Raw genomic sequence first — 16589 nt, 5'->3', positions numbered from 1 at the left:
GGAGGAGTCCTTCCGGGAGCCCGCCGGTGTCGGGCGGTACCGGGCGGCGGATCAGGCGGGGCGGATCATTCCCTCCTGGACGACGGTGGCCAGGTGACAGTGGTCGCGGGTGAAGAAACGGCCGGTGGCCAGTCCGCGGCCCGCGTCGGCGGCGACCGCTTCCTGGACGTAGAGGAGCCAGTCGCCGACCGGCCCCGGGCGGTGGAACCACATGGCGTGGTCGAGGCTGGCGGTGACGAGCCCGGGGTCGGCCCAGGCCAGGCCCAGGACGCGCAGGACGGGTTCGAGGATCGTGTAGTCGCAGACGTACGCCAGTGCCGCCAGGTCCCGCTGGGTGTCGGTCAGCCCCCCGACGGCGCGCAGCGCGTCGAACGGCCTCACCCAGACCGCCTGCTGGGGCAGCCGTTTGCCCTCGACGGTGAGGTAGACCGGACCTGGCACATGCCGCATGTCGAAGCTGCGCCCCGCGGACCAGTAGGCCTTCGACTCCTCTGTCATCGAGCCGCCGCTGCGCTCTTGGAGGTACGCCGCCGAGCCGGGGAGGTCCTCCGGGTCGGGGACGACCTCGGCGAACTCGGCGTGGAAGGTCCCGCCGGGCTCCCCCGCGGCGAAGTTGGCCAGGCAGACGTAGAGCGGCTTGCCGTTCTGGTAGCCGCGGACCTGCCGGGTGCTGTAGCCGCGGCCGTCGCGCAGCACCTCCACCTCGTAGCGCACCTCGGCGCCGATGTCGGCGGGGCGCAGGAAGTAACTGTGCATCGAGTGCAGCGTCTTGGCGTCGGTCACCGAGCGCATCGCCGACGCCGCCGCCGCGGCGACCAGGTCGCCGCCGTACGCCTTGGGCCACGGGCAGGGCTGGGTGACGGCGGTGAAGGCGAGGTCGAGGTGGACCGGCGGGACGGGGGTCAGGGTGACGGCCTCGGTGAAGAACGCGGAGGTCGGCGATGTCCCGCCCGGTGCCCGGCCGGGCCCCGGGGTCATCGGTCGAGCCAGTCGCGCAGGTCGGCGTCGGGGACGTCGGCGAGGTTGACGACGATGTTCTCCGGTGTGCGGGTGGTCATCCAGGTCAGCGGCGCGGTGCGGGAGAGGTTGCACTCGATGTGCGGCATGAACGGCGGGACGAAGACCCAGTCGCCCTCCGCCATGTCGACGTAGTCCTCGAACTTCTCGCCGAAGTAGATGCGCGCCCGCCCCGACAGGACGTATCCGCCCGTCTCGGCCTCGCCGTGGTGGTGGGTGACCGAGCGGTAGCCGGGTTCGTTGCTGACCTTGCCGAACCAGAGCTTCGTGGCGGGTGTGTGCTGGATGCTGACGCCGGAGATCCGGACGGCCCCGCCGGAGTCGGCGGTGTTCGCGCTCTCCGATCCGGAGCGTGTCACCACGGGAGCGACGATCCCGCTGGGCAGCCGGTACATCGAGGCGTCGCCCTCGATGCGGTACTTGCTGAGGTCGGGCTCCATGGCGGCTGGCTCCGTTCCGGTCGAGCGGCTTCGGGAGCGGGTGGTTCGGTGGCACCGTCGTTGCTGTATCTCGTTTTTTTCACGACCGTCATTTATTGTCAATACAGCATGCCGGAGACACCCCGTCCAGCCGGACCGCCCTCACCGAACCCCGGAGGCCCTGTGACTCCCCTCGCCGTGAACCCGGGAGCGCTGCCGACGCCCCGCGGCTACTCGCACGGAACGCTCGCGGGAAACACCCTCCACCTCGGCGGACAGACCGCTCTCGACGCCGACATGAAGATCGTGCCGGGGGGTATCGTCGAGCAGTTCCGCCAGGCGTTCGGCAACGTCCTGACGACGCTGCGCGCGGTGGGCGGCGAGCCGCGGGACCTGGTCAGCGTGACGCTGTATCTCACCGACATCCCCGACTACCAGGCGCACGGCAAGGAGATCGGCACGGTGTGGCGCGAGCTGGCCGGTCCCGTCTACCCGGCGATGGCCGGCATCGGCTGCACCGCCCTGTGGCAGCCCGAGGCGCTGATCGAGATCCTCGGAGTGGCCGTGATCCCCGAGGAGCGACTGGTCCGACCGGCGTGACCGGCACCGACTTCCCACCGCCCGGCGGCGACCCGCAGTACGCCCTCGCGCTGCGGCGGTCGAGTCGGTCGACGTCGTCGTCGTCGAACACAGCATCTCCCCTTCGGCACGGGGCCATTTCGGGCCTTCGCGTCTATTCTGAGGTCGCATGGAGGGGGCAGCGGGCGGCAGGGCGACCGGTGAACCACGGGAGTCCAGCGCGTCGTTCGGCCCGCTCGTCGTCGCGTCGCCGATCCTGCGGGCCGCACACGTGGAGCTGCCCGAGGAGAGCCCGGACCCGGTCCTGCTGCCGTCGATCACCCTGCTGGAGCGTTCGGCGTCCCACCGCGGCGATCCGGACGGGCTGCCGCTGCCGTCCGGACAACTGCTCGCGGGGCAGTACCGGCTGATCCGGCCGCTGGGCTACGGCGGAATGGGCGAGGTGTACCTCGCGCTCGACACCAAGGTCGACGACCGCGAGGTCGCCATCAAGATCCTCCACCCTCAGCAGGCGGCGGCCTCGGCGGGCGCGCTGGCCCGGGAGCGGCGCGCGCTGGTCGACCTCAGCCACGGCGACATCATCCGCGTCTTCAACTACGGGCACCATCCCGAGGTCGGCGACTTCCTCGTCCTGCAGTACGTGGACGGGCTCACCCTTGAAGAGGTACGGGCCCGGGTCCAGGTGAACCCGGACGAGTTCGGCGGCGGACGCTTCCACGAGTTCGTACTCGCCTACGGGGTGCGGATCCTGGCCGCGCTCGGGCATCTGCACGCCGACCGGCCCGGCAAGGTCTACGGCGACCTCAAACCGGACAACGTGATGCACGACGGCACCTCCACGAAGATCATCGATGTGGGCAGTGTCCGCTCGGCCGGGACGCCCGGTCACACCACCGAGGGGTTCCGGGCCCCGACCGTCGGCCCGGACGGCGAATCCACCGGCCAGGACGACCTGTTCAGCCTCGGTGAGACGCTGCGGCGGCTGAGCGGACTCGGACGCTCCCCCGACGACCTGGCGGAGCTGGGCCGCCTGGACCTGTCCGGCCGGCCGGAGCCGCCCGACGGCGCCGGAGCCCTTCCGGCTCCCGGGGCCCACCACCCGATGACGGCGCCCGCTCCCCGTGGACTGGGGCTGGTGTCGCTCGCCCGGGTACTGCACCGCGCCACCCGGAGCGAACGGGCCGAGCGGTTCGCCACCGCACGGGAGATGGAGGAGCAGCTGCGGGGCGTCTTCCGGGAGTTGCGGTCGCTGCGGACCGGGGCCGAGACCTTCGAGCCGTCCCCGCTCTTCTTCCAGTCCCCGTACGCGCTCGACGCGGCCCTCGGTTCGGCGCCGCCCCTCACCCGGTGGGCGGCCCCGGACGCCCCCGCCCCGTACGCCCCGCCGTCGCCCTCGGAGGTGGCCCACCGGCTGCCCGTCCCGCGGCCCGACCCCTGCGACCTCCATCACGCCGAGCTGAGCCGGCTGGCCGACGCCGCTCCCGAGGCGCTGCTCCAGCACACCGGGGACTGGCGGGACTCGCCGGAGGTCCATCTGCTGCGCTGCCGCCTGCGGTTGCGCAGCACCGGCAACGGCGGCGGGAACGGGAGTCGGGCGGAGGCCGCCGAACGCGAACTGCGGGCCGCCGAGACCCTGATCGGCGCCGAGCGCGCCCCCCACGACTGGCGGCTCGGCTGGCACCGCGGACTGCTCGCGCTCGGACGGGACCGGGTCGAGGCCGCGCGGAGTCACTTCGACCGGGTGTTCGCGGCGATACCGGGTGAGTACGCGCCGAAGCTGGCACTCGGCTACTGCGCCGAACGCCTCGGCCGCTGGCAGGAGGCGCTGACCTTCTACGAGGCGGTGCGGCTGCGCAACCCGTCGCTCGGCAGCGCGGCGTTCGGCGCCGCGCGGGCCCGGCTCGCGCTGGGCGGGGAGCGGGCCTGGGACGACGCCGTGCGGGCCCTGGACGCGGTGCCGCAGCACTCCCGGCACCGGACCGCCGCACGCACCGCCGCCGTACGGGTCGGGGTCGAACACGTACGCGCCACCGACCGCCCCGCCGAGCCGGCCGAGCGGCTCCGCGAGGTACTGGAGCGGCTGGCGCGGCTCTTCCACGCGCACGGACTGACGGACGAGCAGGCCAGGGTCCGTATGACGGCGGAGGTCTGGGAGGCGGTACGGGGCGCTCTCGCCCGGGGAGCGATCGACGCGGCGGCGCTGGCCGGGCTCGCCGCGGGCGCCGACAGCCGGCTGGGGCTGCCGTCCGACGAACCCGGTCTGCGCAGAGAGCTCTCCCGGCTCTATCTCACCCTCGCGCACCAGGCCGCCCGTTCCGCCGCGCCCCAGGACGGAGCCGTCGCCGAGACCCTGCTGGACCGTGCCTACGCGGTCCGTCCGCTCGCCTTCCGCCACCACCGGGACAGCCCCTGGCTCGGAAAGAGAGTGGCGACCTGGCTGCGGACGGTCGCCCATGCACCGGCGCAGGGCCAAGACGCCCGGAGGGCCCGCGAGTGACCGGCCCGTCGCGGCGCGGGCGGCCGGCCGGCGGCACCCCGGCGCCCTCGGCCAGGGCGGCACGCCTGCGCCGCGGCGCCAGGGGAGCGGCGGCCGTCGTCGCCGAACTCGCCCGGCGGCTCCGGCGTTACGCCTGGCCGTCGGTCTCGGGCCGCCGCAATCGCGCGTACCTGCGGGAGCGGCTCCTCGCGCTGCCCCTGCTCGCCGTGGTGGCGTTCGGCACGCTCGGCTGGGCGTACGCGCAGGTGCGTGACGACTCGGAGTATCTGCGAGAGCGTGTCGCGCCCGCGCTGGTCGGACTCGCGCACGCCAAGGCGTCGCTGTTCATCGCGCAGGGCGAGGCCGAGCGGAACCTCGCCGAGGCGGGGGCGGCGGAACTCGGCGGTCTCAGCGAGCGGTACCGCACGCGGGTGGCGCGGGCGACCCAGAGCCTGAACCAGGTCACCCGCAGCGGAGCGCTCACCGTGGCCGAGGAACAGGAGCTGCGCGTGGTGTCCGCGCTGGTCGTCGACTACACGGGGTGGATCGGCCGGGCGCAGGGCCACGCGAGCGACGCCGTGCTGCGGGACGCCGAGCTGACCTACGCGCGCAGCATGCTCTGCTCGGAGCCGGTCGCCGCCGCGGACCGCCAGGACCGCTACCCGCCGTGCCCGGCGGCCACCGGCTCCGGCGCGACCTCGATCGTGGACCGGGTCGCGGGTCTGGAGCGGCAGTTGCGCGAACGGCTCGCGGAGCGGGCCGCCTGGGGCGGGGGTGTGCTCACCGCCGCGGTGGTCTGCGGGGTCGCCCTCGTGCTGCTCGCCGCCGGTCTCTGGCGGACGGCCGTGTTCCTGCGCCGGCGCTTCCGGATCCGGCTCAGCGTGCCGCTGGCCGTGGCCGCCCTGCCGCTGCTCGCCGTACCGCTCCTGACGGCCGACGCGCTGCTCGCCCAGCATGCCCAGGCGCGGTCGGCGCCCCTGGCCGACTCGCTCGCCGGGCGGACCTCGCCCCAGACGGAGACGATCGCCGAGGAACGCCCCTTCGACGGCCCCGACCCGTACGCGATCGGCGTCCTGGAGTCCCGCATCGACGGCACGCTCTCCGACGGGCGGCTCCCCTTCCTGGACGGGGTCGCGCCCTTCGTCCTGCCCGCGGGCCTGCTCGTCGCCGGGCTCGTCGGGGGCGCCCTGCACACGTACCGCCGCGAGTACCTCGTGGTCACCCGGCCGGGAGCCGTCTCATGACCTGCCGCACGAACCGTGTCCCGCGCGGCCTGGGTGCCGTACGGGCCGTGCGTGTCGTGGTCGCCGCGTGCCTGCTCGCGCTGGTCCCCGGCTGCACGTCCGCCGAGCCCGACCCCCTGGTCGTCCTCGGCCCGTGGACCGGTGCGGAGGGCAAGGCCTTCGAAGCAGCGCTCCAGCGGCTCGACGACGGCACCGGCAGGACGTACACCTACGAGGGCACCCGCTCACTGCGCGAGACCCTCGTCTCACAGCTGGAGGCGGGCACCCCGCCGGACGTGGCGGTCCTCAACAGCATCGGCGAACTCACCGAGTACGCCCGCCGCGACCAGCTGAAGCCGCTCGCCGAGCCGACCGCCGAACGCGCGTATCCGCCCTGGGCGCCGACCCTGCTGGTCGACGGACGGCGCCGTACCTACTGGGTGCCGCTGAAGGTCGACCTGAAGAGCCTGGTGTGGAGCAAGGAGGGTGCGTCGGGTGACGATCCGACCTGGTGCGTGGGGCTCGCCTCGCAGGCCACCTCGGGCTGGCCCGGCACCGACTGGATCGAGGACATCCTGCTCCACCAGGCGGGTCCGGCCCGCTACACGCAGTGGGCGACGAGCCGGCTCAGCTGGCGCGACCCGGACGTCGTACGGGCCTGGACGACCTGGGCACGGCTGCTCGCCGGCCGCTCCGGGGCGTCCGTGGAGCGGTCCCTGACCACGTCGTACGAGGGTGTCTCCGGGCCGGCCGGACCGCGCGGCCTGCTGGACTCCCCCGGCTTCTCCTGCACGCACGAGCACCAGAGCGCCTTCATCCGGTACGTGTACGCGGGCGACGACATCCGGGTGGAGCCGTCGGCCCGGTTCCTGGACGGGCGGTCCGAGTACCGGGGCGCGTTCGAGGTGGCCGGTGACATGGCCGCCGTCTTCAGCGACGACCCGGCGGCCCAGGAACTGGTGGAGCGGCTGTCGAGCCCGGCCGGACGCCAGCGGTGGCGGGCCGAGGCGGACCCCGGGGTGCGTCCGCTGTTCCCGAGCACGACGGGGCTGCCGCCCACCGAGCCCACGGACGCCGTCGAGCAGGAGATCGACGCCCTGCTCAACTCGACGGCCCGCACCCTGTGCTTCGACGCGTCGGACGTGATGCCGCCCGAGCTGCGGGACGCCTTCCACCGGGCGGTCCTGGAGTTCTTCCGCGATCCCGCGCCCGAGCACCTCGCCTCGCTGCTCCGCCAGCTGGAGACCGTACGGGTCCAGGTGGCCGAGGAGTCGGCCGACGCGCCCTCGTTCCGGCCGCCCGAGGACATCTGCGCCGGCCCCGGCGGCTGACGGCCGTACCGTCGCCGCCCGGCGGTCAGCCCTCGAACTCCGTCAGGTCGATCGAGTACAGCCGCAGTTCGTGTCCGTGGACCGGGTCCTGTGCGGAGCCCTCCTCCTGCATGCCGAGCTTGTCCAGCACGTTCGCGGACGCGCTGTCGCCCGGCCGGGGCGCGGCGACGACCCGGTCGATGCCGCGGTCCTGGAGCGCGAATTCGAGCGCGGCGTGGGCGGCCTCCGACGCGTACCCCTGACCCCAGTAGACCCGGCCGAGCCGCCAGCTGATCGCGATCCGGCCCGCGAGCTGGGGCGGGGAGTCGGCGACGTACAGGCCCACGGCGCCGGCGAGCTCCCCGGAGCCGAGGAGTTCCACGGCGAAGAGGCCGAAGCCCTCCTCGTCCCACTCCTCCTCCCACGCCTCGATGTCCTCGGCGGTCTCCTCCAGGGAGCGCGGGCTGCCGTCGCCGATCCACTGCATCACCGTCGGGTCGGCGTGGATCTCGGACAGGGGCAGGAGGTCGTCCTCCTGCCAGCGGCGCAGCAGCAGGCGGGGGGTGCGGATGTCGTTCATGCCCCCATCCTGTCGATACGCGGGCGTGAGTGCGAAATCCGCGTGCCCCGCGCGGCTACCGGGTGAGCTGGACGACAAGGACGACCAGGACGACGACGAGCACGGCCACGACGACCAGGACCGGCAGTGCTCGCTTGAGGACGGCACCGCGGGCGACGCCCATCAGGTCCAGGGGCTGTGCGGCTGCGGCCCCGGGACTCGCCGGAGTCACCGGAGTCACCGGAGTCGCTGAGGCAGGCTCCTGCGCGGCTTCGGCGGCGGCCGGCGCGGGCGGCGCCGGAGTCAGTGGCTCGTGGGCACGTTCCGTCGCGAGTCGTACCTCCAGGTTGTCGACGAACTGGGCCAGCAGCCGCCCGCTGATCTCCTCGATCATCCCTTTGCCGAACTGCGCGATCCTGCCCGTGACGGTGAGACGCGTGTCCACGGTCACCCGTGTTCCCTCGGCCTCTCCCCCGCCCTCGCCCGCCGTGTCCGGGACGAGCCGGGCGGTCACCCGGGCGTCGGCGTTGCCCTGGCCACGGGTGTCACGGCCGCGGGCGTGCAGCACCGCCGTACGCCCCGCCTGGTCCTTCTCCACGAAGGAGACGACACCCTTGTACTGGACGGTCATGGGGCCGACCTTGACCTTCACGACGCCGTTGTACGCGTCGCCGTCCACGCCGGTGAGCTGGGCGCCCGGCATACAGGGAGCGATCCGCTCCACGTCGGTCAGCAGGTCCCAGGCCCCGTCGGGCGGCAGGTTCACTCGGAACTCGTGGGTGAAGTCCATGACGGACACACGATGGGCGCGGCCCACCGGGGCGTCAATGCGCTCTTCAGGCTTTGCTTAAGACGCCACGCCGTCCGCCCTCGTCGGCCCGCGTCAGCGCCCGTCAGCCCGCGTCAGCTCCAGATCGTGACGTGGACGGGCGGGCGGAACTCGTTCATGGGAACCCCGTCGGACCGGGTCAGGACCGCCTGGGTGGCGGCCGGAGTCGTCACGAACCGGCACAGCGCGGCGGACGTCGTCGACCGTCGGTCACCGGTGAGCGCGCTCGCGTACAGCATGCCGCCGAGCCGGGCGCCGACGACGTCGAGCCGGACCAGCGCCCCGCGCCGCAGGTCGTCGCGCACCACGTGCAGGAAGGTCACCGACAGGCCGGCCCCCGCGGCCACCGCGTTGAGCGAGGCCGTGACGCTGGGGAAGGCCTTGGCGCCGGTGGCCTCGACTCCGATGTGCGAGAGGAAGGCGCCTGACAGGGTGTCCGGGTCGAGGCCGGCCGGGCCCAGCAGCCAGGGTCCGTGGGCCAGTTGGGCGGGGGCCAGCCGTTGCCGGTGGGTCAGCGGGTGGTCCGGGGCGGCGACGACGGCCAGCTGGAAGCGCAGGAACGGTATCGACTCCACGGCCGGTACCGGACGCGGCGCCGGACCGATCGTGACGTCGGCACGCCGGTCGCGGAGCAGGTCGCCGAAGACCGCGACCGGCACGGCGAGGGTCTCGACGTCCAGGTCGGGCTGCCGGCGTCCGAAGGCCGTGAGCAGCGCGGGCAGCACCTGTTCGACGCCGGCCTCGGTGGACGCCACCCGCAGATGGGCGGTGCCGGAGTTCGCCTGCCGGACGCGGTGCCTGGTCTCCTCGGCGAGTCCGACGATCTCGGCGGCGCCCGCGGCCAGCCGGCTGCCGCCCGGGGTGAGGCTGATCCCGCCGGCGGCCCGGATGAAGAGCACGTCGCCGAGTTCGCGGCGGAGCGCGGCGACCGCTCCGGAGACCGCCGCCTCGGTGACACCGAGCGACCGCGCGGCGTCCTTCACGGAACCGAGGCGGGCCACCGTGACGAAAGCGCGCAGCTGGGTCAGCGTCATGCCCGCCATTACAAGGGCTGTTCGACCGGAGGGACCCTTTCCGGTACGAGGTGTCTTAAGCATTCGCTTGAGTCGCCGTTGACCGGCGCATACGCCCGCGCGATGGTTCCCCCGAAGGGCCGGACACCGGCCCGGCCCTCGATCGGCGGACGGCTCCCGTTCGGCGGGCTCGGTCCGGGAGGGAGCGTGCCGTGCAGGTACCCGCTTCGTTCGACTACCGGCGCGCGCAGAGCGTGGACGAGGCGCTGGAGTTGCTGCGGCGCTACGGCGAGGAGGCGCGGGTGGTGGCCGGCGGCCACAGCCTGCTGCCGATGATGAAGCTGCGCCTGGCCGGGCCCGAACTGCTCGTCGACATCAACGACCTGCACGAACTCGACCACATCGAGCAGGTCGGCGACGAACTGCGCGTCGGCGCGCTCACCCGGCACCGCGCCCTGCTGGAGTCGGCGCCGGTCGGCCGGTACTTCCCCATCGTCCACGACGCGGAGAAGGTGATCGCCGACCCGCCGGTGCGCAACCGGGGCACCATCGGCGGCTCGCTCTGCCAGGCGGACCCGTCGGAGGACCTGTCCGCGGTGTGCGGGGCGCTGCACGCCCGCGCCGTGATCCGCGGGGAGGCCGGTGAACGGGTCGTTCCCATGGCCGACTTCCACCAGGGCCCTTACGAGACCGCGGTGGGCGTCGGCGAGATGCTGGTCGAGGTTCGGATCCCGGTCCGGCCGGGGGCGGGCAGCGCGTACGAGAAGGTCGAGCGCAAGTCCGGGGACTGGGCGGTGGCCGCCGCGGGGGTCGCCCTGACCCTGCGCGCGGGGCGGATCGCCGACGCGGGCGTGGGGCTGGCCGCGGTGGGTGCCGGCGCGCTGAACCTGGACGCGGTCCAGACCCTGCTGAACGGCGCCGAACCGTCCGAGTCGCTGTACGAGGAGGCGGGCCGGCTGGCCGCCGCGAGCTGTTCGCCGGTCACCGACGGCCGGGGCAGCGCCGAGTACAAGCGGCATCTGGCCGGCGAACTGACCAGGCGGGCCCTGCGACGGTCCGTCGCACGAGCCGCACAGGCCGGGCGAGCCGCCGGGACCGGCACGGCGAGGGAGGCGTGAGGCGTATGCGGATCACTGTCAGCGTCAACGGTGAGGACCGGACCCGGGAGGTCGAACCCCGTCATCTGCTCGTGCGTTTCCTCCGCGACGACCTGGAGCTGACGGGCACCCACTGGGGCTGCGACACCAGCAACTGCGGCACCTGCGTGGTGCTGATGGACGGCGAGCCGGTGAAGAGCTGCACGGTGCTGGCGGTGATGGCGGCCGGTCATGAGATCCGTACGGTCGAGGATCTAGCGCACGGTGAACGGCTCGACCCCGTGCAGCAGGGGTTCATCGAACGGCACGGTCTCCAGTGCGGGTTCTGCACCCCGGGCATGATGCTGACCGGCCGGGCGCTCCTGGACCGCAATCCGGATCCCTCCGAGCAGGAGATCCGCGAGGCCATCTCGGGACAGCTGTGCCGGTGCACCGGCTATCTGAACATCGTCAGGTCCATCCGGTGGGCGGCCGGGGAACAGGCCGGTGCCGCCCCCGAGGCCACGGGGAGCCAGACATGACCGCCGTCGACGAACCCCCGGTGACGCCCCGGGACCAGGAACAGGGGCGGGAGCCCGAGCGGCCCATCGGCTTCGGCCGGATGAAGCGCAAGGAGGACCCCCGCTTCGTCCGCGGCAAGGGCCGCTACGTGGACGACATCCACCTGCCCGGCATGCTGCACGGGGCGGTCCTGCGCAGCCCGTTCGCACACGCCCGCATCCTCTCCGTCGACGCCTCGGCCGCCGAGGCACACCCCAAGGTCCGGGCGGTGATCACCGGCGCGACGCTGGCGGGACTGGGGCTCGACTGGATGCCGACGCTGTCGATGGACACCCAGGCCGTGCTCGCCACCGACAAGGTCCGCTTCCAGGGCCAGGAGGTCGCGTTCGTCGTCGCCGAGGACCACTACGCGGCACGCGACGCGATCGAGCTGATCGACGTCGACTACGAGCCGCTCGACCCGGTGGTCAACGCCCGGCACGCGCTGGACCCCGAGGCGCCCGTCATCCGCGACGACCTGGAAGGGCGCACGGACAACCACCTCTTCGACTGGGAGGCGGGTGACCGCGCGGCCACCGACGAGGTGTTCGCGCGGGCCGACGTGGTCGTCGAGCAGACCATGCTCTATCCGAGGGTCCACCCCGCCCCGCTGGAGACCTGCGGGGCGGTCGCCGCCATGGACCCGGTCGACGGCAAACTCACCCTGTACTCCACCACTCAGGCGCCGCACGCCCACCGCACGCTGTACGCGATGGTGGCCGGCCTTCCCGAGCACAAGATCCGGGTGGTGTCCCCCGACATCGGCGGCGGGTTCGGCAACAAGGTCGGCATCTATCCGGGGTACGTGTGCGCGATCGTCGGGTCGATCGTCACCGGGCGGCCCGTGAAGTGGATGGAGGACCGCTCCGAGAACCTGATGAGCACGTCCTTCGCCCGTGACTACCACATGGCCGGTGAGATCGCGGCGACCCGGGACGGGCGGATCCTGGGCGTCCGGGTCAAGGTCCTCGCCGACCACGGCGCCTTCAACTCCACGGCGCAGCCCACCAAGTACCCCGCGGGCTTCTTCCACATCTTCACCGGCTCGTACGACATCGAGGCCGCGCACTGCCGGGTCACGGGTGTCTACACCAACAAGGCTCCCGGCGGAGTCGCGTACGCCTGCTCCTTCCGGGTCACCGAGGCGGTCTATCTCATCGAGCGCCTGGTGGACTGTCTGGCCGACGAACTCGGCGCGGACCCGGCCGAGTTGCGGATGCGCAACCTGCTGCGTCCGGAGCAGTTCCCCTACGAGAACAAGACCGGCTGGACGTACGACTCCGGCGACTACCCCGCCTGTCTGCGCAAGGCCATGGACATCGCGGGGTACGAGGAGCTGCGCAAGGAGCAGAGCGAGAAGCGCGCCCGGGGTGAACTCATGGGCATCGGGCTCTCGTTCTTCACGGAGACGGTCGGGGCGGGGCCGCGCAAGCACATGGACATCCTGGGGCTCGGCATGGCGGACGGCTGCGAACTGCGCGTCCATCCGACCGGCAAGGCGGTCGTCCGGCTGAGCGTGCAGACCCAGGGGCAGGGCCACGAGACGACGTTCGCGCAGATCGTCGCGGAGGAACTGGGCATCCCGCCCGAGGACATCGACGTCGTGCACGGCGACACCGACCGGACCCCGTTCGGGCTCGGCACGTACGGCAGCCGCTCCACACCGGTGTCGGGGGCCGCGGCGGCCGTGGTGGCGCGCAAGGTGCGGGACAAGGCGCGGATCGTCGCGGGCGCCATGCTGGAGGTCGCGCCGGACGATCTCGAGTGGACGAAGGGCCGTTGGTCGGTCAAGGGCGACCCGGCGATGACGAGGACGATCCAGGAGATCGCGCTCGCGGCGCACGGTTCGCTGGAACTGCCGGACGGGGTGGAGGGCCATCTGGAGGCGACGACCGTCTACAACCCGCCCGAGATGACCTACCCGTTCGGCGCGTACGTCTGTGTGGTGGACGTCGATCCCGGCACGGGCTCGGTGAAGGTACGGCGGTTCGTCGCGGTGGACGACTGCGGGACCCGTATCAACCCGATGATCATCGAGGGGCAGGTGCACGGGGGTCTCGCCGACGGCGTCGGGATGGCGCTGATGGAGATCATCGGCTTCGACGAGGACGGCAACTGTCTGTCCGGGTCGTTCATGGACTATCTGCTGCCGACCGCGCTGGAGGTCCCGGCCTGGGAGCTGGACCACACCGTCACCCCGTCACCGCACCATCCGATCGGGGCGAAGGGCGTCGGCGAGTCCGCGACCGTCGGTTCGCCGCCCGCCGTCGTCAACGCGGTCCTGGACGCCATCGGCGTACGCCACGCCGACATGCCGCTGACCCCGAGCCGGGTGTGGCAGGCGCTGCAGGGCGGCGAGGTGGAGGCACCGCAATGAGTCCCACCAGTCCTGTCGGTCCCGTCGCACCGGCGCCGCCCGGAGTGCTGGAGGCGCGCATGGCCGAACTGACGGGCCACCGTGTGCCGTTCGTGAAGGCGACAGTGGTGCGCGCCCGCCGTCCGGCCGGCGCGCGGCCGGGCGACACCGCGCTGGTCCTCGCGGACGGCAGGATCGAGGGCTTCGTCGGTGGCGTCTGCGCGGAGGCCACCGTGCGGGTCCAGGCGCTGCGGACCCTGCGCAGCGGCGAGTCCCTGCTGCTGCGCATCTCGCCCACGGAGACGGCGGACGGCACCGGGGAGCCGGTCGTCGAGGACGGCGCGGTCAGCGTCTCCAACCCCTGCCTGTCCGGCGGGGAGCTGGAGATCTTCCTGGAGCCGCTGCGGCCCGTACCGCGTGTGCTGGTGTTCGGCGAGTCCCCCGTCGCCCGCGCCGTCCTCGCCTTCGGACCGGTGCTCGGGTACGGGATCACCGAGGCGTCCGGCGCCGAGTCCCCGGACGGCGCCGGGGCGGTGGTGATCGCCTCGCACGGCCGCGACGAGGAACCGGTCCTGCTGTCGGCGCTCCGGGCCGGTGTGCCGTACATCGGTCTGGTCGCCAGTCCGCGGCGCGGGGCAGCGGTGCTGGCCGGGCTCGGGCTCGACGAGGAACAGCGGGCCCGGGTCCACACCCCGGCGGGCCTGTGGATCGGGGCCCGCACCCCGGGCGAGATCGCGGTGTCGATCCTGGCGGAGGTGATCGGGTCGGTGCGCTCCCGCTCCACGGAAACCGCGCCGGTGACGGCCACCGACCCGGTCTGCGGGATGGAGGTCGCCGTCTTGGAGGCCGGTACCCCGTACTCGGACGCGGGCGGTGGTGGCCGGCGATGGTTCTGTCGCACCGCCTGCCGCGAGGAGTACGAGAAGGACCCCGCCCGGTACGCGCGGGCCCAGCCGCGGGCGCAGGCGGATCCGGAGGCCGGGGCGTCGTGAGCGAGTACGTCGAGCGCTGCCTGCCGGGTGTCGGCAGCCTGCGCGCCGCGCTGGACGCGCTGGGGTATCTGGCCGACGACGGCCTGGTCACCGCTCTCTTCCTCGCGCTGCGCCTGCCCCAGCCGCTGCTCCTGGAGGGCGAGGCAGGCGTCGGCAAGACCGAGGCGGCCAAGTCGGTGGCCGCGATCCTGGGCAGCCCGCTGATCCGGCTGCAGTGCTACGACGGCCTGGACGCGGCCGAGGCACTGTACGAGTGGAACTATCCGCGCCAGCTGCTCGGCATCCGGCTCGCCGAGGCACGGCACGAACAGCTCGGTGAGGCCGATCTGTTCGGCGAGGCGTACCTGCTGCGCCGGCCCGTGCTCGCCGCGCTGAGCCATCCCGGCCCCGCGCCCGCCGTCCTGCTCATCGACGAGATCGACCGCGCCGACGACGACTTCGAGGCGTTCCTCCTGGAGGTCCTGGCCGAGGCCGCCGTCACCATTCCGGAACTCGGCACCGTGCGGGCGAAAGTGCCGCCCGTCGTGCTGCTCACCTCCAACCGCACCCGCGACCTCCACGACGCGCTCAAACGCCGGTGCCTGTACCACTGGATCGACTATCCGGAGACCGAGCGGATCGTCGAGATCGTACGGCGCCGGGTGCCGGGCACGTCGCACGAGCTGGCGGTCGCGGTGTCGGCAGCCGTACGGCGGCTGCGGGCAGTGGAGTTGCAGAAGGCGCCGGGCATCGCCGAGACCATCGACTGGATCTCCGCGCTGAAGCTGCTCGACGTGGCGGTCCTGGAGGCGGGGGTCGCCGGGAGCACCCTCGGTGCGCTGCTGAAGTACCGGGAGGACCAGGATTCGGTGCGGGCGCGCGGCCTGGACTGGCTGGTCGCGGGCCGGCAGCCGTGACCGGCGCGGAGGTTCCGCTCTTCGACCGGGCCGAGTTCGGGGCCCGGCTGGGGGTGGAACTGCGCCGCGCCGGGGTGGCGGTGACGCCGGAGCGGTCGGTGCGGTTCCTCGACGCGCTGCGGCTGCTGCCGCCCGTGGACCGTGCGGCGCTGTACTGGGTGGCGCGGCTGGCCTTCGTGACGGGGCGCGCGCAGATCGCTCCGTTCGACCGGGTCTTCGACGTGGTCTTCGGAGGCGTTCCGCGTTCGGTGGCTCTCTCCGTGCGGCGGGACCGCCGGCGGCCCTCGCCGGGGCCGGGCATCGCGCCGGATCCGGTGACCGGGCGGGCCCCGGTGGACGCGGGGTCCGCGCCGCTGAGATGCGGCACGGCGGGCACGGCAGCGGACCGCGACCGGGCACGGAGAGCGGGCAGGGAGCGGCGGGCCGAGGCGCTGCCCAGCGCGGGCAGTGCGGCCGAGGCGCTCGGACACCAGGACTTCGCCACCCTCACCGCCGGTGAACTGGCCGACCTGGAAAGGCTGTTGGACCTGTTGGCGCTCCGGACCCCGGTGCGGCGCGCTCGCCGACAGGAGACCGGCCGACGGGGGCGCCGCATCGATCTGCGCCGTACCCTGCGCACCGGGCAGCGCACGGGCGGGGAGCCACTGACTCTGGCGCGCAGCCGCGACCGGCTCCGGCGGCGCCGGCTGGTGCTGCTGTGCGACGTCTCCCGCTCCATGCAGCCGTACACACGCGCCTACCTGCGGCTCTTCCCCCGAGCCGCGGCCGGGGCCGGGGCCGAGGCGTTCGTCTTCGCCACCCGGCTCACCCGGCTCACGCCGGTGCTGCGGCACACCGGGCCGTCCGGGGTGGACGCCGCGCTGCGCCGGGTGGGTGACATCGCGTCCGACTGGTCGGGGGGTACGCGGATCGGCCACGCGCTGGCGGAGTTCATCGACCGTTACGGCCGCCGGGGCATGGCGCGCGGCGCGGTGGTGGTGGTCTTCTCCGACGGGTGGGAGGGGGAGGACCCCGGTGCGGTCGGGCGCGAGATGTCCCGCCTGGCGCGGCTGGCCCACCGGATCGTCTGGGTCAACCCGCGCAGAGCGGCACCCGGTTACCTCCCGCGCACCGGCGGAATGGCCGCCGCCCTCCCCCACTGCGACGCGTTCGTGAGCGGCCACAGCTTCACCGCGCTCACCGAGGTGATCGAGGCGATCGCGGACGACGGAAGCCGAGGCCGTGGCCGTGACCGACAGGCAGGGCGCCCACGGGCACGCGTGCGGTGAGCTGCGAACCGCGAA

At 73.3% G+C, this 16589-nt stretch carries 15 protein-coding genes; 10 read left to right on the top strand and 5 right to left on the bottom strand.

Going from position 1 to position 16589, the window contains the following annotated elements; genetic code table 11:
• Positions 1 to 51: 51 nt before the first annotated feature.
• Positions 52 to 978 carry an acyl-CoA thioesterase gene (locus ACLVWQ_RS36075; protein WP_414113488.1) on the bottom strand — a complete coding sequence of 309 codons (927 nt, stop codon included), beginning with the start codon at positions 976 to 978 and terminating at the stop codon, positions 52 to 54.
• Positions 975 to 1457 carry a cupin domain-containing protein gene (locus tag ACLVWQ_RS36070; RefSeq protein ID WP_414113487.1) on the bottom strand — a complete coding sequence of 161 codons (483 nt, stop codon included), beginning with the start codon at positions 1455 to 1457 and terminating at the stop codon, positions 975 to 977. Before ACLVWQ_RS36070 ends, ACLVWQ_RS36075 begins: the two co-directional genes overlap by 4 nt.
• A gap of 162 nt (positions 1458 to 1619) precedes the next feature.
• On the opposite strand from ACLVWQ_RS36070, the gene ACLVWQ_RS36065 reads away from it, so the two are divergent.
• From ACLVWQ_RS36065 to ACLVWQ_RS36050, 4 genes are all read left to right on the top strand, one after another.
• A complete protein-coding gene (locus ACLVWQ_RS36065; RefSeq protein WP_414113486.1) occupies positions 1620 to 2036 on the top strand; it encodes a RidA family protein in 417 nt (138 codons plus the stop codon).
• Positions 2037 to 2184: 148 nt separating this feature from the next.
• Complete coding sequence (locus ACLVWQ_RS36060; RefSeq protein ID WP_414113485.1) at positions 2185 to 4512, top strand: tetratricopeptide repeat protein; 2328 nt, start codon at positions 2185 to 2187, stop codon at positions 4510 to 4512.
• A complete protein-coding gene (locus ACLVWQ_RS36055; RefSeq protein WP_414113484.1) occupies positions 4509 to 5735 on the top strand; it encodes a hypothetical protein in 1227 nt (408 codons plus the stop codon). Before ACLVWQ_RS36060 ends, ACLVWQ_RS36055 begins: the two co-directional genes overlap by 4 nt.
• The gene (locus ACLVWQ_RS36050) at positions 5732 to 7045 is read left to right on the top strand and encodes an alpha-glucoside ABC transporter substrate-binding protein (RefSeq protein WP_414113483.1); all 1314 of its coding nucleotides are present in this window, start codon (positions 5732 to 5734) and stop codon (positions 7043 to 7045) included. The genes ACLVWQ_RS36055 and ACLVWQ_RS36050 overlap by 4 nt, the downstream gene beginning before the upstream one ends.
• A gap of 25 nt (positions 7046 to 7070) precedes the next feature.
• On the opposite strand, the gene ACLVWQ_RS36045 is transcribed toward ACLVWQ_RS36050, so the two are convergent.
• The 3 genes from ACLVWQ_RS36045 to ACLVWQ_RS36035 form a co-directional block, all read right to left on the bottom strand.
• The gene (locus ACLVWQ_RS36045; protein ID WP_414113482.1) at positions 7071 to 7604 is read right to left on the bottom strand and encodes a GNAT family N-acetyltransferase; all 534 of its coding nucleotides are present in this window, start codon (positions 7602 to 7604) and stop codon (positions 7071 to 7073) included.
• Positions 7605 to 7659: 55 nt separating this feature from the next.
• A complete protein-coding gene (locus tag ACLVWQ_RS36040) occupies positions 7660 to 8373 on the bottom strand; it encodes an SRPBCC family protein (protein WP_414113481.1) in 714 nt (237 codons plus the stop codon).
• Positions 8374 to 8486: 113 nt separating this feature from the next.
• Positions 8487 to 9446 (bottom strand): LysR family transcriptional regulator, encoded by a 960-nt coding sequence (locus ACLVWQ_RS36035; protein WP_414113480.1) that lies wholly within the window; start codon positions 9444 to 9446, stop codon positions 8487 to 8489.
• A 191-nt stretch (positions 9447 to 9637) separates the two neighbouring features.
• Between ACLVWQ_RS36035 and ACLVWQ_RS36030 the strand changes: the two genes are divergently transcribed.
• Genes ACLVWQ_RS36030 through ACLVWQ_RS36005 form a run of 6 tightly spaced genes read left to right on the top strand, consistent with a single transcriptional unit; the run spans position 9638 to position 16574 of the window.
• Positions 9638 to 10543: an FAD binding domain-containing protein gene (locus tag ACLVWQ_RS36030; protein WP_414113479.1), complete on the top strand. Its 906-nt coding sequence runs from the start codon at positions 9638 to 9640 to the stop codon at positions 10541 to 10543.
• A 5-nt stretch (positions 10544 to 10548) separates the two neighbouring features.
• Entirely contained in the window at positions 10549 to 11043 is a 495-nt protein-coding gene (locus ACLVWQ_RS36025) for a (2Fe-2S)-binding protein (RefSeq protein WP_414113478.1), read from the top strand.
• On the top strand, positions 11040 to 13439 hold the full coding sequence (locus ACLVWQ_RS36020) for an aerobic carbon-monoxide dehydrogenase large subunit (protein ID WP_414113477.1): 2400 nt from the start codon (positions 11040 to 11042) through the stop codon (positions 13437 to 13439). Before ACLVWQ_RS36025 ends, ACLVWQ_RS36020 begins: the two co-directional genes overlap by 4 nt.
• The gene (locus ACLVWQ_RS36015) at positions 13436 to 14410 is read left to right on the top strand and encodes an XdhC family protein (RefSeq protein ID WP_414113476.1); all 975 of its coding nucleotides are present in this window, start codon (positions 13436 to 13438) and stop codon (positions 14408 to 14410) included. Before ACLVWQ_RS36020 ends, ACLVWQ_RS36015 begins: the two co-directional genes overlap by 4 nt.
• Positions 14407 to 15306 carry an AAA family ATPase gene (locus tag ACLVWQ_RS36010; protein WP_414113475.1) on the top strand — a complete coding sequence of 300 codons (900 nt, stop codon included), beginning with the start codon at positions 14407 to 14409 and terminating at the stop codon, positions 15304 to 15306. The genes ACLVWQ_RS36015 and ACLVWQ_RS36010 overlap by 4 nt, the downstream gene beginning before the upstream one ends.
• Positions 15303 to 16574: a vWA domain-containing protein gene (locus ACLVWQ_RS36005; RefSeq protein WP_414113473.1), complete on the top strand. Its 1272-nt coding sequence runs from the start codon at positions 15303 to 15305 to the stop codon at positions 16572 to 16574. Before ACLVWQ_RS36010 ends, ACLVWQ_RS36005 begins: the two co-directional genes overlap by 4 nt.
• Positions 16575 to 16589: the final 15 nt, after the last annotated feature.

This window comes from Streptomyces sp. CWNU-52B (genome assembly GCF_047444975.1).
Classification (GTDB): Bacteria; Actinomycetota; Actinomycetes; order Streptomycetales; family Streptomycetaceae; genus Streptomyces.
This window is presented reverse-complemented; position numbering and strand designations above follow the sequence as displayed.

Bases quoted from the DNA above. Each gene is read 5' to 3' on its own strand.
- ACLVWQ_RS36015 (WP_414113476.1), top strand. From the start codon at position 13,436: ATGAGTCCCACCAGTCCTGTCGGTCCCGTCGCACCGGCGCCGCCCGGA.
- ACLVWQ_RS36040 (WP_414113481.1), bottom strand. From the start codon at position 8,373: ATGGACTTCACCCACGAGTTCCGAGTGAACCTGCCGCCCGACGGGGCC.
- ACLVWQ_RS36075 (WP_414113488.1), bottom strand. From the start codon at position 978: ATGACCCCGGGGCCCGGCCGGGCACCGGGCGGGACATCGCCGACCTCC.
- ACLVWQ_RS36020 (WP_414113477.1), top strand. From the start codon at position 11,040: ATGACCGCCGTCGACGAACCCCCGGTGACGCCCCGGGACCAGGAACAG.
- ACLVWQ_RS36035 (WP_414113480.1), bottom strand. From the start codon at position 9,446: ATGACGCTGACCCAGCTGCGCGCTTTCGTCACGGTGGCCCGCCTCGGT.
- ACLVWQ_RS36045 (WP_414113482.1), bottom strand. From the start codon at position 7,604: ATGAACGACATCCGCACCCCCCGCCTGCTGCTGCGCCGCTGGCAGGAG.
- ACLVWQ_RS36070 (WP_414113487.1), bottom strand. From the start codon at position 1,457: ATGGAGCCCGACCTCAGCAAGTACCGCATCGAGGGCGACGCCTCGATG.
- ACLVWQ_RS36050 (WP_414113483.1), top strand. From the start codon at position 5,732: ATGACCTGCCGCACGAACCGTGTCCCGCGCGGCCTGGGTGCCGTACGG.
- ACLVWQ_RS36025 (WP_414113478.1), top strand. From the start codon at position 10,549: ATGCGGATCACTGTCAGCGTCAACGGTGAGGACCGGACCCGGGAGGTC.
- ACLVWQ_RS36060 (WP_414113485.1), top strand. From the start codon at position 2,185: ATGGAGGGGGCAGCGGGCGGCAGGGCGACCGGTGAACCACGGGAGTCC.